Annotated in this window: 14 protein-coding genes; 11 read left to right on the top strand and 3 right to left on the bottom strand. The window is 64.9% G+C overall.

Going from position 1 to position 14,921, the window contains the following annotated elements; genetic code table 11:
- Nucleotides 1-94: 94 nt before the first annotated feature.
- Together JQ604_RS06910 and JQ604_RS06905 are read right to left on the bottom strand one after the other, a co-directional pair.
- Nucleotides 95-946: an SDR family NAD(P)-dependent oxidoreductase gene (locus JQ604_RS06910; protein ID WP_212354643.1), complete on the bottom strand. Its 852-nt coding sequence runs from the start codon at nucleotides 944-946 to the stop codon at nucleotides 95-97.
- Nucleotides 947-1,127: 181 nt separating this feature from the next.
- On the bottom strand, nucleotides 1,128-1,511 hold the full coding sequence (locus JQ604_RS06905) for a winged helix-turn-helix domain-containing protein (protein ID WP_212354641.1): 384 nt from the start codon (nucleotides 1,509-1,511) through the stop codon (nucleotides 1,128-1,130).
- Nucleotides 1,512-1,622: 111 nt separating this feature from the next.
- Here JQ604_RS06905 and JQ604_RS06900 point away from each other — a divergent pair, with 111 nt between their 5' ends.
- The 3 genes from JQ604_RS06900 to JQ604_RS06890 all read left to right on the top strand — a co-directional run bounded on the left by JQ604_RS06900 (nucleotide 1,623) and on the right by JQ604_RS06890 (nucleotide 5,289).
- Nucleotides 1,623-2,750: an alkene reductase gene (locus tag JQ604_RS06900; RefSeq protein ID WP_212354639.1), complete on the top strand. Its 1,128-nt coding sequence runs from the start codon at nucleotides 1,623-1,625 to the stop codon at nucleotides 2,748-2,750.
- 109 nt (nucleotides 2,751-2,859) lie between these two features.
- On the top strand, nucleotides 2,860-3,381 hold the full coding sequence (locus JQ604_RS06895) for a GFA family protein (protein ID WP_212354637.1): 522 nt from the start codon (nucleotides 2,860-2,862) through the stop codon (nucleotides 3,379-3,381).
- A 243-nt stretch (nucleotides 3,382-3,624) separates the two neighbouring features.
- Nucleotides 3,625-5,289 (top strand): thiamine pyrophosphate-binding protein, encoded by a 1,665-nt coding sequence (locus JQ604_RS06890; protein WP_212354635.1) that lies wholly within the window; start codon nucleotides 3,625-3,627, stop codon nucleotides 5,287-5,289.
- Between the two features lie 97 nt (nucleotides 5,290-5,386).
- Here the strand turns inward: JQ604_RS06890 and JQ604_RS06885 are convergent, their stop codons facing one another.
- On the bottom strand, nucleotides 5,387-6,763 hold the full coding sequence (locus JQ604_RS06885; protein ID WP_212354633.1) for an LLM class flavin-dependent oxidoreductase: 1,377 nt from the start codon (nucleotides 6,761-6,763) through the stop codon (nucleotides 5,387-5,389).
- Between the two features lie 173 nt (nucleotides 6,764-6,936).
- On the opposite strand from JQ604_RS06885, the gene JQ604_RS06880 reads away from it, so the two are divergent.
- The 8 genes from JQ604_RS06880 (at nucleotide 6,937) to JQ604_RS06845 (ending at nucleotide 14,750) form a co-directional block, all read left to right on the top strand.
- Nucleotides 6,937-8,322, top strand: a complete 1,386-nt coding sequence (locus JQ604_RS06880) for a M20 family metallopeptidase (RefSeq protein ID WP_212354631.1) — start codon at nucleotides 6,937-6,939, stop codon at nucleotides 8,320-8,322.
- 416 nt (nucleotides 8,323-8,738) lie between these two features.
- A complete protein-coding gene (locus JQ604_RS06875) occupies nucleotides 8,739-9,572 on the top strand; it encodes an IclR family transcriptional regulator (RefSeq protein WP_212354629.1) in 834 nt (277 codons plus the stop codon).
- Nucleotides 9,573-9,713: 141 nt separating this feature from the next.
- Nucleotides 9,714-9,965: a hypothetical protein gene (locus JQ604_RS41470; protein ID WP_249158059.1), complete on the top strand. Its 252-nt coding sequence runs from the start codon at nucleotides 9,714-9,716 to the stop codon at nucleotides 9,963-9,965.
- A gap of 91 nt (nucleotides 9,966-10,056) precedes the next feature.
- Nucleotides 10,057-10,968, top strand: a complete 912-nt coding sequence (locus tag JQ604_RS06865) for an amino acid ABC transporter substrate-binding protein (RefSeq protein ID WP_212354627.1) — start codon at nucleotides 10,057-10,059, stop codon at nucleotides 10,966-10,968.
- Nucleotides 10,969-11,288: 320 nt separating this feature from the next.
- Entirely contained in the window at nucleotides 11,289-12,020 is a 732-nt protein-coding gene (locus JQ604_RS06860; protein WP_212354619.1) for an amino acid ABC transporter permease, read from the top strand.
- Between the two features lie 2 nt (nucleotides 12,021-12,022).
- Nucleotides 12,023-12,715 (top strand): amino acid ABC transporter permease, encoded by a 693-nt coding sequence (locus tag JQ604_RS06855; protein WP_212354617.1) that lies wholly within the window; start codon nucleotides 12,023-12,025, stop codon nucleotides 12,713-12,715.
- A gap of 191 nt (nucleotides 12,716-12,906) precedes the next feature.
- Entirely contained in the window at nucleotides 12,907-13,641 is a 735-nt protein-coding gene (locus JQ604_RS06850; protein ID WP_212354615.1) for an amino acid ABC transporter ATP-binding protein, read from the top strand.
- A 248-nt stretch (nucleotides 13,642-13,889) separates the two neighbouring features.
- Nucleotides 13,890-14,750 carry a D-amino-acid transaminase gene (locus tag JQ604_RS06845; protein ID WP_212354613.1) on the top strand — a complete coding sequence of 287 codons (861 nt, stop codon included), beginning with the start codon at nucleotides 13,890-13,892 and terminating at the stop codon, nucleotides 14,748-14,750.
- The last annotated feature ends 171 nt before the right edge of the window (nucleotides 14,751-14,921 follow it).

Raw genomic sequence — 14,921 nt, 5'->3', positions numbered from 1 at the left:
CCGTTGGCTCTGACATCAAGGGGCGCCAACGCTCCTTGATGTCGAACGCCAAAACGAATTGGCTCTCAGGCTCTACGAGACCGCGATTGCCGGGCTACTTCCCCTTCACGAACGCCGCAAACGCGTCGCCGTAGTCCGGATGCCAGCGCGACAGCGGCGGGCGGTTCTCGACGATGTCGCCGGCGGCCCAGAGGATGCGGCGCTCGTCGAGCGAACGCGGCACGTCATTGTCGGGGCAGAGGATGTAGAAATCGCCGGCCTCGAGTCGCTCGATCATGAAGTCGACGGTCTGTTCCGCCGTCCAGGCCCCGGCCGGCTTTTCGGTGCGGCCGCGGGCGGTGAGGCCGGTGAACACGAAGCCGGGGATCAGCAGATGCGCCGTGATCTCGCAATCCCTCGTGTTGCGCAGCTCATGCTGCAAGGCTTCGGTGAACGCCTTCACCCCGGCCTTCGACACGTTGTAGGCGGGATCGCCGGGCGGCGTGGTGATGCCCTGCTTGGATCCGGTATTGATGATCAGGCCCGGCCGGCCGCGCTTGATCATGTTGGGCGCAAAGGCCTGCGTGCCGTTGATCACGCCCCAGAGATTGACCGCGAGGATGCGCTGCCAATTCTCCGCCGGGCCGAACATCGCGCTGCCGGGCTGGATGCCGGCATTGTTCATCAGGATATCGGTGCCGCCGAACCGGGTCGTGACCGCGGCTTCCAGGCCGGCGACCTCGCCGAGTTTGCTGACATCAACCGCTGCCGTCATGATGCTGGCGCCGCCATGCGGCGCGACAGATGACAGTTTTGTTTCGGCGTCCTTCAGCCGCTCGGCGCCGAGATCGGCGATGCAGACCTTCATGCCGGCCGCTGCGAAGCGCAGCGCGGCGGCAAGTCCGATCCCGGAGGCGCCTCCTGTGATCACGGCAACATGATTGGGCGACATCGCGGGGTGGGGCATCGTTGGTCTCCGACTCAAGCCATGCCGCTACGTTGAGGCCGGCATATCACGCTGACCATCCACGCCGATGCATGGGAGGTTTTCGCGCAGGCCGTGCTCATAACGGCGGCGCTTCGCGCTTTTCACCTCTCCCCGCAAGAGCGGGGCGAGGGGACACTGCGAATCTTTGCGTGGCTTTGATTTATCGAGTCGCAGCCTTCTTCGGTTTCCCGATATCGCTGCGCAGCGCCGCGAGCTCCTTCTTCACGGCGCTGGCCGCGTCGCGCTCGATCTTGCGGTAGCGTGCCACCAGCGACAGGCCGAATGGAGTCAGCATGGCGCCACCGCCATTCTTGCCGCCGGTCTGTCGCTCGACTGCAGCCTGACGGCAGATGCGATTGATCTCGTCGACGAGGTCCCAGGCGCGCTTGTAGCTCATGTCCATGGCGCGACCGGCGGCCGAGATCGAGCCACATTGGCGGATGTTCTCCAGCAGCTGGATCTTGCCCGGCCCGATTCGGCCCTCGGCATCGAGATCGATGCGGACGCTCAAGGAGGGGAGCGATCGGGCGCTCGGTTTCGGCATGGATGACCTGCTCTCGCGCATCTGGCAACAGATTGCCACTACGCGCTTTTCCGAACAAGATGAAGTCCGTTAGATCACGGGAATGCAAACCAGAAAATTCCGGGGCAGGAAATGAATCCACCGTCTTTGTTCTCGCCGCTGCAGATCGGTCCGTACCAGCTCAAGCACCGCGTCGTGATGGCGCCGCTGACACGGATGCGCGCGGCGAGGCCGTCGCTGGCGCCGCGGCCGCTCAATGCCGAGTATTACGCGCAGCGTGCGACGCCGGGCGGCCTGCTCATCGCCGAAGCCTCGCCGGTGGTTGCGACCGGTTTTGGCAATCCCGGCGTTCCCGGTGTCTACACCGACGCGCAGGTCGCCGGCTGGCGCGAGGTCGTCGATGCCGTGCATGCCAGGGGCGGGCTGATCTTCCTGCAGCTCTGGCACGTCGGCCGCGTCTCGCATTCCTCGTTCCAGCCCGGCGGTGCGCTGCCGGTGGCGCCGTCGGCGGTTGCGATCGCGCCTGAATTCAAGGCGATGACGGCGGATGGCAAGGTGGTCGATTACGAGACGCCGCGCGCGCTCGAGACCAGCGAAATTCCTGTCATGATCGAATCCTATCGCCAGGGCGCGAAGAATGCGCTGGCCGCCGGCTTCGACGGCGTCGAGATCCACGGCGCCAACGGCTATTTGATCGAGCAGTTCCTGCAATCGAAGAGCAACATCCGTACCGATCAATATGGCGGCTCTATCGAGAACCGCGTGCGCTTCCTGATCGAGGTGACGGAGGCCGTGATCGGCGTCTGGGGCGCCAATCGCGTCGGCGTGCGTCTGTCGCCCTATGGCATCGCCAATGGGAGCGGCGAGGCGGACCCGATGCCGCTCTACAGCCACGCCATCACCTCGCTCGACAAGCTCGGCCTCGCCTACCTGCATTTCATCGAGCCGCGCGCCAGCGGCACCGGCCGCGCCGACGTCGACTGGAAGAACGTGCCGTCGGCGATGATGCTCTATCGTCCGCTGTGGAGCGGCGTGCTGATCTCGGCCGGCAACTTCAACGGCGCCTCTGCGCAGTCGGCGGTCGCCGAGGGCCACGCCGACGCGATCGCGTTCGGCCGCTTCTTCATCTCCAACCCCGATCTGCCGCGTCGTCTGCAACGCGGCTATCCGCTGACGCCCTACAACCGCGCGACGTTCTATGGCGGCGAGGAGAGGGGGTACACGGATTACCCCGTGCACGACGAATTGGCGCGGGCGTAAGCCTTCGTAGCCCGGATGGAGCGAAGCGCAATCCGGGAAAGATGATCCGCGAATGGACTGCCCCGGATTACGCTTCGCTTCATCCGGGCTACAAGATCGAAGGTTACAGATGTTTCCGGACGACGACGAAACGGAGACCCCGAAGAAGAAGCCAAAGGCCGTCGCGCTCGGCAAGCCGGCGGCAGGCCAATGCCTGTGCGGCAAGGTGCGCTTCGAGATCGACGTGCCGGCGCGCTGGGCCTGGCATGACCACACGCCGGCGAGCCGCCGCGCGCATGGCGCGGCCTACGCGACCTATGTCGGCAGCTGGCGCAAGCGTTTCCGCATCACGCAAGGCAAGGACGAGCTGTCGCGCTACGAGGATGCGACGACCAAGACTGCGCGCAGCTTCTGCGCCAATTGCGGCACGCCCATCATTTACGAACGCGCCCGCTCGCCGCACATGGTCAACATCCCGCGCGCGCTGTTTACCGGCCGCACCGGCCGCCAGCCGCTCTATCACATCGCGATCGAGGAGCTGCAGGAATGGGCCTATACCGGCGAGCCGCTGGTGCCGCTGAAGGGTTATCCCGGCGTGGTCTGGCACCGCTCGAAAAAGAAGAAGCGCGGCGAGCGCGAGGGGATGTTTTAGCTCGTGCCCCGGACGCGGCGCAGCACGCAGTGATGCGCCGCAGAGCCGGGGCCCATCGATCCGATATCGCTTGTATCTCGTATGGGTCCCGGTTCTGCGCAGCAGCGTTGCACGCTGCAGCGCGCCCGGGACACGCGAGCAATGCTGCAAGGCAGCCATGACCGCGCGCTCGATTGCTCCCGCCGCGCGACCTCGGCCATGATGCCCCGCCCGCCAGCCAACGCGGGTCGGGATGGAGGAGACATGAAGAACAAGATCACCGGCCGCTCCGCATTTCTCGCGCTGTTGAAGGACGAGGGCGTCACGCATCTGTTCGGCAATCCCGGCACCACCGAGCTGCCGATCATGCATGCGCTGAAGAATCATCCCGATCTCACCTATGTGATGGCGATGCAGGAGAGCCTGGTGGTCGCGATGGCCGATGGCTTCAGCCGCGCCTCGGGCAAGCTCGTGGCCTGCAACGTCCATGTCGCGCCCGGCCTCGGCAATGCGATGGGCTCGCTCTACAACGCGAGTTTTACGGGCACGCCGCTGATCCTCACCGCGGGTCAGCAGGAACAAGGTCATGGGCTCACGGAGCCGGTGCTGTATGGCCCGCTGGTGCAGATGGCGGCGCCGCTGGTGAAATGGGCGGTCGAGGTGACGCGGCTGGAAGATCTGCCGCGCATCGTGCGCCGCGCCGCCAAGATCGCGACCACGCCGCCGACCGGGCCGGTGTTCATCTCGCTGCCGGGCGATATCCTCAATTCCGAGGCCGGCATCGAGCTCGGCCGCTCCACCCGCGTCGATACGCGCGTGACTCCGTCGGAGGAAACGCTGAAGGCGCTCGCCGCGCGCATTCTGAAAGCCGAGCGTCCTGTGATCATCGTCGGCGACGAGATCGTGAAAAGCGACGCGCTGCGCGAGGCCGCCGATCTCGCGGAGACCTTGGGTTGCCCGGCCTGGCAATCGTCGACGCCCTATGGCGCGCATTTCCTTTCCGAGAGCCCGTGCTTCATGGGTGCGATCGCGCGGCTGCAGAAGGTCGCGCGCGACGTGCTCGCACCCTATGATCTCCTGATCGCGCTCGGCGGCGATCCCTTGCGGATGTCTGTCTACAGCGAGATCGATCCGCTGCCGGAGGGCTTGTCGATCGTGCAGGTCGGCCTCGTCGACAACGATCTCGCGCGAAATTACGGCGCCGAGATCGCGGTGAAGGCCGATGTGAAGGAAACGTTGCGCGCGCTGGTGCCGGCGCTCAGATCGATCGGCGGCGGCGTGCTGGAGACGCGGGCGAAGCAGGGGCTCGCCGCGCTGTCCTCGAAGAACTGGACCGCCAAGCGCAGGGCGCTGGTCGAGCAGATCTCCACCAAGAGCCGCACCACGCCGATCGATCCGGACTGGCTGGCACTGCAGGTCGTGGAGTCGATGCCTGATAACGCGATCCTGGTCGACGAGGGCCTGACCTCATCGCGGCAGATCATCGCGCTGCGTCCGCATCGCGACCGCTACGGCTATCACGCGCTGGCCTCCGGCGGCATCGGCTGGGGCCTGCCGGCCGCGGTCGGCGTCAGCCTCGCCAATCCGACCCGGCCGGTCGTGTGCTACTCGGGTGACGGCTCGTCGATGTATTCGATCCAGTCGCTGTGGACGGCCGCCAACCACAAGCTGCCGCTGACCTTCGTCATCGTCAACAATGGCGGCTACCGCATCATCAAGCAGCGCCTGCTCGCCTTCCATGGCGATGACAACTACGTCGGCATGGATTTCATCGATCCGCCGGTGGATTTCACCGCCCTTGCGAAGTCGCTCGGGCTCGAGGCGATCAGGATCTCGGATCCGCAGGAGCTGAAGGGCGCGATGACGTCCGCGTTCAGCCGCCCCGGCGCGAAGCTGATCGAGGTCGTGGTGAGCAACGCGGTGAATTGAAGCGAGTCGTAATTCGTAGGGTGGGCAAAGCGAAGCGTGCCCACCATCACGAGCACGGCGTGGATGGTGGGCACGGCGCTACGCGCCTTTGCCCACCCTACGCACTTGCTTTGACCCGATACCGGCTCGCCGGATGCGTCGCATCCAGCCGCGCCCGGCCCGCACCGAACAGCTTCTCGCGCAGCGTCCCCTTCGCGTATTCCGTCTTGTACCGCCCGCGCTTGGTCAACTCCGGCACCAGCATGTCGGCGATATCATCGAAATCGCCGGGCGAGATCGCGAATGCGACGTTGAGGCCGTCGACATCGGTCTCCTCGAACCACTGCTCGATCTTGTCGGCGACCTGTGCGGGCGTGCCGACCACGACCGGGCCGGCGCCGCCGATGCCGACGTGCTCGGCGACCTCGCGCACGGTCCAGACGCGATCGGGGTCGGCGCGGGTGACATTGTCCATGGCCGAGCGGCCGGCGTCGTTCTGGACGTGGCGGACCTGCTGGTCGAGCGAATAGGTCGAGAAGTCGACGCCGGTCCAGCCCGACATCAGCGCCAGCGCGCCCTCATGGCTGATATGGCTGCGATACTCGGCGTATTTCGCCTTCGCTTCTGCTTCGGTCGGCGCGACCACGATGCACATCATCGAGAACATCAGGATCTCGGCGGCGTTCCGGCCCTTCTCGGCGGCGAGCTCTCGGATTGCGGAAACGCGCGGGCCGATCACCTTGGACGACGGCCCCGACATGAACACGCATTCGGCGTGCTCGGCGGCGAATTGCCGGCCGCGCGGCGAGGTCCCGGCCTGGTAGAGCACCGGCGTCCGCTGCGGCGACGGCTCGGAGAGATGCAGCGCGTTGAGCCGATAGTTCGTTCCCTCGTGGCGTACGGGATGCACTTTTGACGGATCGGTGAAGATGCCGCGCGCGACGTCGCGGATTGCGGCGTCATCTTCCCAGCTGCTTTCCCAGAGCTTGTAGACCAGCTCCATATATTCGTCGGCAAGCTCGTAGCGGTCGTCATGTGCGGTCTGCTTGTCCTTGCCGGCGCCACGCGCGGCCGAATCGAGATAGCCGGTGACGACGTTCCAGCCGACGCGGCCACAGGTCAGATGGTCGAGCGTCGACATTCGTCTTGCAAAGGGATAGGGCGGCTCGAAGGAGAGATTGCTGGTGACGCCGAAGCCGAGATTTTCGGTGACCGCGGCCATCGCCGGGATCAGCATCAACGGCTCATTGCACGGCACCTGCGCCGCGTTGCGCAGCGCGGCCTCCGGACCGCCGGCATAGACGTCGTAGACACCGAGCACGTCGGCCAGGAACAGCCCGTCGAACCGGCCGCGCTCCAGCGTCTTGGCGAGATCAGTCCAGTAGGACAGCTTGTTGTAGTCCTTGGTGCGGTCGCGCGGATGGGTCCACAGCCCCGGCGACTGATGCGCCACGCAGTTCATGGCAAAGGCGTTGAGCCTGATCTGTTTTGTCATTCGAGAGACCCGCACCGCTTGATCGATGCCCGGTCGGACGCCGGGCTTTGCGGGAGCGAAATTGCTGCGACTTCGCATGTTTTGGCAAGGCCGATTCGACCTCTCGGGCCTTCCAGTCGCGCGACGATCTCGATAGGTTGGCGGTTCAAAACGCTATTCCAAAAGGAACCATCATGGCGACACGGGCCGACGCAATCGCGATCGTGCGAGAGCATCTTCATTCCGGGCAGTTCCTCAACGAGCTGGACGCGCGGGTCGGCTACCAGACCGAAAGCCAGAACGCCGACAAGGCCGACGCGCTGCGCGCCTATCTGGTGGAGAATCTGCAGCCCGCCTTCGCCGATCTCGATTTCACCACCCGCCTGATCGAATCGCCGACCGGCCGCGGGCCGTATCTGCTCGCCGAGTATCGCGAGGACGCTGCGCTGCCGACGGTGCTGAGCTACGGCCATGGTGACGTCGTCGACGGCATGGTCGGCGAGTGGCGCGACAATCTCAGCCCGTGGCAGACCACGATCAAGGGCGAGCGCGTCTACGGCCGCGGCACCGCCGACAACAAGGGCCAGCACTCCATCAACATGGCGGCGCTTCGCGCGGTCAAGCAGGCGCGCGGCGGCAAGCTCGGCTTCAACGCCAAGTTCATCATCGAGACCGGCGAGGAGATCGGCTCGCCCGATTTGCGCCAGGTCTGCGAAGCCCATCGCGAGGAGCTGAAGGCCGATCTGTTCCTGGCCTCCGACGGGCCGCGGCTGTCGGCGGACCGGCCGACCATCTTCCTCGGCTGCCGCGGCGGCAACCGCATCCATCTCGACGTGAATTTGCGCGAGGGCGGCAATCATTCCGGCAATTGGGGCGGCGTGCTCGCCAATCCCGCGACGATCCTCGCCAATGCGATCGCGAGCCTGGTCGACGGCAAGGGCCGCATGAAGCTCGATGCGCTGAAGCCGCCGCCGATCTCGAACCGCGTCCGCGCCGCGCTCGCCGACGTGAAGATCGAGCCGACCGCCGACGAGCCGGCGCTGGCGGAGGATTGGGGCGAGGAGGGGCTGACCCCGGCCGAGCGGCTCTATGCCTGGAACACGCTCGAGGTGCTGGCGATGTCGTCGGGCAATATCGACAAGCCGGCGAACGCGATTCCCGGCAACGCCAACGCCGTCCTGCAGCTTCGTTTCGTGGTCGGCACCAAATATCTGGAAGTCGTCGACGCCATCCGCACTTACCTGCATGGCAACGGCTTTCCGATGGTCGAGGTGTCAGGCACGCAGCGCTTCGGCGCCTCGCGCACCGACATGGACAGCCCCTGGATCGACTGGGCCGCGGAGTCCGTGCGCAAGACCACGGGCAAGGCGCCTGCGGTGCTGCCGAATTTCGGCGGCTCGCTGCCCAACGACGTGTTCTCGGAAGGCCTCGGCCTGCCGACGATCTGGGTGCCGCATTCCTATCCCGGCTGCTCGCAGCATGCGCCGAACGAGCACATCCTGCTGCCGGTGACGGAGGAGGCGCTGACCATCATGGCCGGCCTGTTCTGGGATCTCGGCGAGATGCCGAGGAAGGCGTAGCGGGGACTCTCTCCCACGTCATGGCCGGGCTTGTCCCGGCCATCCACGTCTTGCTTGGGTCGTGGTGACGAAAGACGTGGATGCCCGGGACAAGCCCGGGCATGACGAATAGAGAGACTCGCGCTCACTGTCTGACCGTCGCGGAGTGATTTCGTGACACGAAATTGGCTGCAGCGCGATTGCTGCAAGGCACCATCAATATTTGGATTGAGGTTTCGTCTGACGAAAATATGCTATGTCGCGCCGCGATTGTTTCGCCCTAGGATCAGTCCTCACCCCTCATCCTGAGGAGCCCGTGGAACGCGGGCGTCTCGAAGGACGAGGCCACAGACCGCCTCATGGTTCGAGACGCGCGTTCCGCGCTCGTCACCATGAGGGGTGATCCGCGGCGAGACGAGAGACACGAAGGGCATGGCATGAACGCGTCCACGACGGCAATCGCGAAGGCCGGCAGGAAGAAGGTGCCGCCGCCCGAGCCGGGCCAGCCCGACAAGTTCAATGCCATCCAGAAGGTCTGCGCGATCCTGCGCGTGCTGGCGCAGCGCTCGCCGCTGCGGCTGACCGACATCGCCGACACCGCCTCGCTGAACAAGGCGACCGCGCTGCGCATTCTCAATTCGCTGATCGAGGAAGGTTTTGTCAGCCGCGTCGCCGGCGCCAAGACCTATGAGCTGGGCCAGGAGGCACGGGTGATGGCGGTCGGCGCGCGGCGCACTGTCGATATCGCCGAGCTGGCGCAGCCGAGCCTGCTGCGTCTCTCCGAACGCTCGGCCGACACCGCGCTGCTCTCGGTGCGCTCCGGCGTCGAGGCGCTGTATCTGGCGCGCTCGGTCGGCAGCAACCCGCTGCAGCCGAATTATCTGCAGATCGGCAGCCGGCGCCCGCTCGGCGTCGGCGCCGGCGCGCTGGCGCTTTTGGTGTGGCTGCCGGATGCGGAGATCGAGGCGGTGATCGAGGTGATCGTGCCGCGGTTGGCGAAATCGCCGCGCATCACGCCAAAATTCATGCGCGAGCGCATCGCCACCGCGCGCAAGGTCGGCCACACCGTGCTGATCGACGCCGCGTTTCCCGGCATGGGCGGCGTCGGCGTCCCCGTGCGCGACGACACCGGCGAGGTCGTCGCCGCGCTCTCGATCGGTGCGGCATCTGACCGCATCCGCCGCCGTGAAGGCGAGCTGGCGGAGATGCTGAAGAAGGAAGCCCAGGTGCTCGCCCGCGCCATGGCGCAGACGCCGAGGAAGGCGAGCTGAATTTCAGCCGCTTGCGCATGGGCAACGTCCGGTCAAGCCGATAATCAAGAAAATTGAAAGACCCCGCCGCCTTGCGAGCGCAGGGGCTTCCGGTGCAAAATGGTGCGCCAATGCCGGCACCGCAGGAACCCTGCCTCTCCGATGACGCTCCCGACCGACGTATCCGACGCCGCCGTCATCAGGGCGCTCACCGGCATTCCCGCGCTGGTCGATGACAGGCCCGCGGTCGCTGCGCGCGCTTCTGTCTCGTCAATCGAGACTAAAGTATGCAAGCTTGACCTGCTGGCGGGCGAGTATGATTTGTCCTGCACGCCTGAGGACACAGGGCGGGCGGCAGCGGCAACAGGGGGCGTCGGCGTCACAATCATGGAAAAGCGCGGGCATGCCCGATGAGCGAGAATTCCGCGCAAGTCTGATCCCACTATCGCACCCGTCCTCAACGAAAACACACACAATCAACCGTTTCCACGCAAGGAGTATACGTATGAAGACCAGATACCTGATCGGCTTCGCGCTCGTTGGAGCCCTCGGGGCAAGCCAGGTGCAGGCCCAGGAGCTCACGGGCACGCTGAAGAACATCAAGGACACCGGCGCCATCACGCTCGGCTTCCGCGATTCCTCGATCCCGTTCTCCTATCTCGACGACAACCAGAAGCCCGTCGGCTACGCCATGGACATCTGCTACAAGATCGTCGACGCCGTGAAGAAGGAGCTCAAGCTCGACAAGCTTGAGGTCAAGCTCAATCCGGTGACCTCGGCGACGCGTATCCCGCTGATGGCCAACGGCACCATCGACCTCGAATGCGGCTCGACCACCAACAATGCCGAGCGCCAGAAGCAGGTCGCCTTCACCAACACCCACTTCCTGACCGCGAGCCGCTATGTCTTCAAGAAGTCGGCCGGGCTGAAGTCGATCGAAGATCTCAAGGGCAAGGCCGTGGTCTCGACCGCCGGCACCACCAACATCAAGCAGCTCACCGAAGCCAACGTCGCCAAGGGCCTCGGCGCCAACATCATCCCGGCCAAGGACCATGCCGAGGCCTTCCTGATGGTCGAGACCGACCGCGCGGTCGCCTTCGTGATGGACGACATCCTGCTCGCCAGCCTGGTCGCCGGCTCCAAGGCGCCGGACGATTACGTCATCTCCAAGGATGCGTTCTCCAAGCCCGAGCCCTACGGCATCATGCTGCGCAAGGATGACGCCCCGTTCAAGAAGGTCGTCGACGCCGCCACGTCAGCGCTCTATACCTCCGGCGAAGCCCAGAAGATCTACGACAAGTGGTTCACGCAGAAGATCCCGCCGAAGGGACTGAACCTCAACTCGCCGATCAGCTCGGAACTGAAGAACGAGTTCGCCAAGCCGACGGACTCGCCGGATCCGGACGCGTATAAGTAAGACTCTTGATTTCCCCTCTCCCCGCTCTTGCGGGGAGAGGGTCAGGGTGAGGGGCCTTCTCCGCAGAAGCGGTGAAAGACGAATTCGCGAAGGCTCCCCCTCACCCGGATTGCATCTTGCGATGCAATGTAGCTGAAGCTTCGCTTCAGCGTCCTTTTTAGAACGGCCGCCGAAGGCGGCCTATGCCTCTCCCCGCAGGCGGGGAGAGGCGAAGAGACGCAAGTCCGGTCATTTTGGAGGAAGTGGCCGGACATTTGCATAAGATGCGCGTGCATAAGTAGCGCGGTTGGATTTGCGCCGCGCCATCGGTCGGGGGACCCGTGAACTATAATTGGAACTGGCACATCTTTCTTGAGCCGAACCCGATGGGGACCGGCACCTATCTCGACATGCTTTTGGCGGGACTGGTGCTGACCATCAAGACGGCGCTGCTGGCCTGGGTGCTGGCGCTGATCTTCGGCTCGGTGATCGGCGTGCTGCGCACGCTGCCGTCGCGGACCGCGTACTGGATCGGCTTTTGCTGGGTCGAGTTCTTCCGCAACATGCCGCTGCTGGTGCAGCTGTTCCTGTGGTTCTTCGTGCTGCCGGAGCTGCTGCCGAGGGGCGCCGGCCTCTGGCTGAAGCAGCTGCCGAACGCGCCCTACTGGACCGCGGCGATCGGCATTGGCTTCTTCATGTCGGCGCGCGTCGCCGTGCAATTGCAGGCCGGCATCGGCTCGCTGCCGCGCGGGCAGAAGAATGCGGCGACCGCGCTCGGGCTCACCACGGTGCAGAGCTATCGCTACATCCTGCTGCCGATGGCGTTCCGCATCATCCTGCCGCCGCTGACGTCTGAATTCCTCAACACCATCAAGAACACCGCGGTCGCGATCACCATCGGCCTGATCGAGCTGACCGGGCAGGCGCGCTCGATGCAGGAGTTCTCGTTCCAGGTGTTCGAGGCCTTCACCGCGGCGACCGTGCTCTATCTCCTTGTCAACTTCATCGTGGTTACCGGCATGCGCTTCCTCGAGCGCTATGTCGCGATCCCCGGCTACATCTCGGGGAAATAGCCATGCTCGGCAGTTTCGATTTCGATGTCATCCGCCGCGCACTGCCCTATCTGTTCCTCGAAGGCATGCGCTTTACGCTCACGCTGACCGCGCTCGCCGCGTTCGGCGGACTGGTGTTCGGCACGCTGATCGCGTTGATGCGGCTAAGCGGCTACAAATGGCTCGGCCGCATTGCCGGCGTCTATGTCGACTTCATGCGCTCGCTGCCGCTGGTGCTCGTCATCTTCTGGTTCTACTTCCTGGTCCCCTATATCGGGCAGTGGCTGACCGGCGCATCACGGCCCATTACGGTCGGCGCGTTCGCCTCGTCCCTGATCACCTTCATCATGTTCGAGGCGGCGTATTTCTCCGAGATCATGCGGGCCGGCATCCAGTCGATCTCGAAGGGCCAGCCGGCCGCGGCCAGCGCGCTCGGCCTGACCTACGCGCAGTCGATGCGCTACATCGTGCTGCCGCAGGCGTTTCGCAACATGCTGCCGGTGCTGCTGACCCAGACCATCGTGCTGTTCCAGGACACCTCGCTGGTCTACGTGCTGTCGATCCCGGACTTCCTGGGGGCCGCCAGCAAGGTGGCGCAACGCGACGGCCGCCTGGTCGAGATGTATCTGTTCGCAGCCGTCGTCTACTTCACCATTTCCTGCGTCGCATCCTTCTTTGTCCGCCGCCTGCAGGCGCGCATCGCCATCGTGCGGTAGCCCAACATGCCGCTGCTAGCTAAAGGCACGAACCCCTTCACCTCTCCCATAGGGAGAGGTCGGATCGCGTCAGCGATCCGGGTGAGGGGTTCTGCTCCATCGATAGACCGTAACCCCTCACCCGGCGCTGCGCGCCGACCTCTCCCGAAGGGAGAGGTGAATCGCCGCTCGCTGCAGCAGATGAGTCACAAATGATCGAGATCAAGCACGTCAACAAGTGGTACAGCCCGAGCTTCCAGGTGCTGAAGGACTGCACCACCAGCGTCACCAAGGGTGAGGTGGTCGTGGTCTGCGGCCCCTCCGGTTCGGGCAAGTCGACCCTGATCAAATGCGTCAACGCGCTGGAGCCGTTCCAGGGCGGCGAGATCATCCTCGACGGCGTCAAGGTCAACGATCCCAAGACCGACCTGCCGAAGCTGCGCTCGCGCGTCGGCATGGTGTTCCAGCATTTCGAGCTGTTTCCGCATCTGCGGATCGTCGACAATCTCTGCCTCGCGCAGGAGAAGGTGCTGGGCCGCAAGCATGACGAGGCCCAGGCCAAGGGCATGAAGCTGCTGGAGCGGGTCGGGCTGAAGGAGCACGCCAGGAAATTCCCGGCCGAGCTGTCCGGCGGCCAGCAGCAACGCGTCGCGATTGCGCGCGCGCTCGCCATGGACCCGATCGCGATGCTGTTCGACGAGCCGACCTCGGCGCTCGATCCCGAAATGATCAGCGAGGTGCTGGACGTCATGGTCGACCTCGCGCGCGAAGGCATGACCATGATGGTGGTGACCCACGAAATGGGCTTCGCCAACAAGGTCGCCGACCGCGTGATCTTCATGGACCGCGGCGAGATCGTCGAGGACGCCAAGAAGACCGACTTCTTCGGCGGCACCCCCCGCAGCGACCGCGCGCAGAAATTCCTGTCGAAGATTCTGCAGCACTAGGGGCTGGCTGAACCCGGACCCTTCGTAGGGTGGGCAAAGGCGCACTTGCGCCGTGCCCACCATTTCTGGCGTGCTCGCGATGGTGGGCACGCTTCCACTTTCGCTCGTTGAGCCACCGCGGACGGGGCCGCTTTGCCCACCCTACGGCCTCTGGGTCATCCGGGGCATGCCTCTTCCAGGGTTTATCGCCGTTAACAATTTGCGTATACGAAGGGCCAACCCCCGACCTTCGCCGCAGGAGAACTCAGTTGGAACCGATCGCTTACGTCAATGGCTCGTTCGTGCCGCACTCGGAGGCCAAGGTCTCGGTGTTCGACCGTGGCTTCCTGTTCGCTGACGGCATCTACGAAGTGGCGGCCGTGCTCGACGGCAAGCTGGTCGACAACGCCTCGCACCTGGCGCGGCTGGAGCGCTCGGTCGGCGAGATCCAGCTCAAGCTGCCGGAGACGCTGGCGCGGATCGAGGAGATCCAGAAGGAGCTGGTCAAGCGCAACAACATCGAGAGCGGCCTGGTCTATCTCGAAGTCACCCGCGGCGCCGACACCGGACGCGACTTCCCGTTCCCGAAGGCGGACGTCAAGTCGACGCTGGTGATGTTCACCTCGTCGAAGGAGATCATCGACGCGCCCTCGGCCAAGGCCGGCGTCAACGTGATCACCGTGCCCGATTTGCGCTGGACCCGGCGTGACATCAAGAGCGTGGCGCTGCTCGCGCAGGTGCTGGCCAAGCAGGCGGCGGCTGCAGCCGGCTGCAGCGAGGCCTGGATGATCGAGGATGGCAAGGTCACCGAGGGCGGCTCGTCGTCATGCTTCATCGTCACCAGGGATGACGTGATCGTGACGCGCAAGAACGGCAACGAGATCCTGCCGGGCTGCACCCGCAAGGCCGTGGTCAAGCTCGCCGAGGAGCGTCAGCTCCGCATCGAGGAGCGCGCCTTCACCGTCGAGGAAGCGCTGTCGGCCAAGGAAGCCTTCATCACCAGCGCCTCGGTGTTCGTGCAGGGCGTGGTCGCGATCGACGGCAAGAAAGTTGGCGACGGCAAGGTCGGTCCGATGACCGCGCGGCTGCGCGAGATCTACGTCGAGTTCGCCAAGGCGACCGCGGTTTAGCCGCTGCTCCCGTCACCTATCGGTGTCATCGCCCGCGAAGGCGGGCGATCCAGTATTCCAGAGACAGTCGTTATTAAGCCGATGAGCCGCGGCGTACTGGGTCGCCCGCTCCAGTGCGCAATTGCGCACAAGGCGGGCGATGACAGTAGAGTGTGTGACGCGCGCCGCGCC

It is taken from the genome of Bradyrhizobium jicamae, from assembly GCF_018130695.1.
In the GTDB taxonomy this organism is placed as follows: domain Bacteria; phylum Pseudomonadota; class Alphaproteobacteria; order Rhizobiales; family Xanthobacteraceae; genus Bradyrhizobium; species Bradyrhizobium jicamae_B.
The sequence above is the reverse complement of the archived record's forward strand: the minus strand, read 5'-3'. Positions and strand labels throughout refer to the sequence as shown.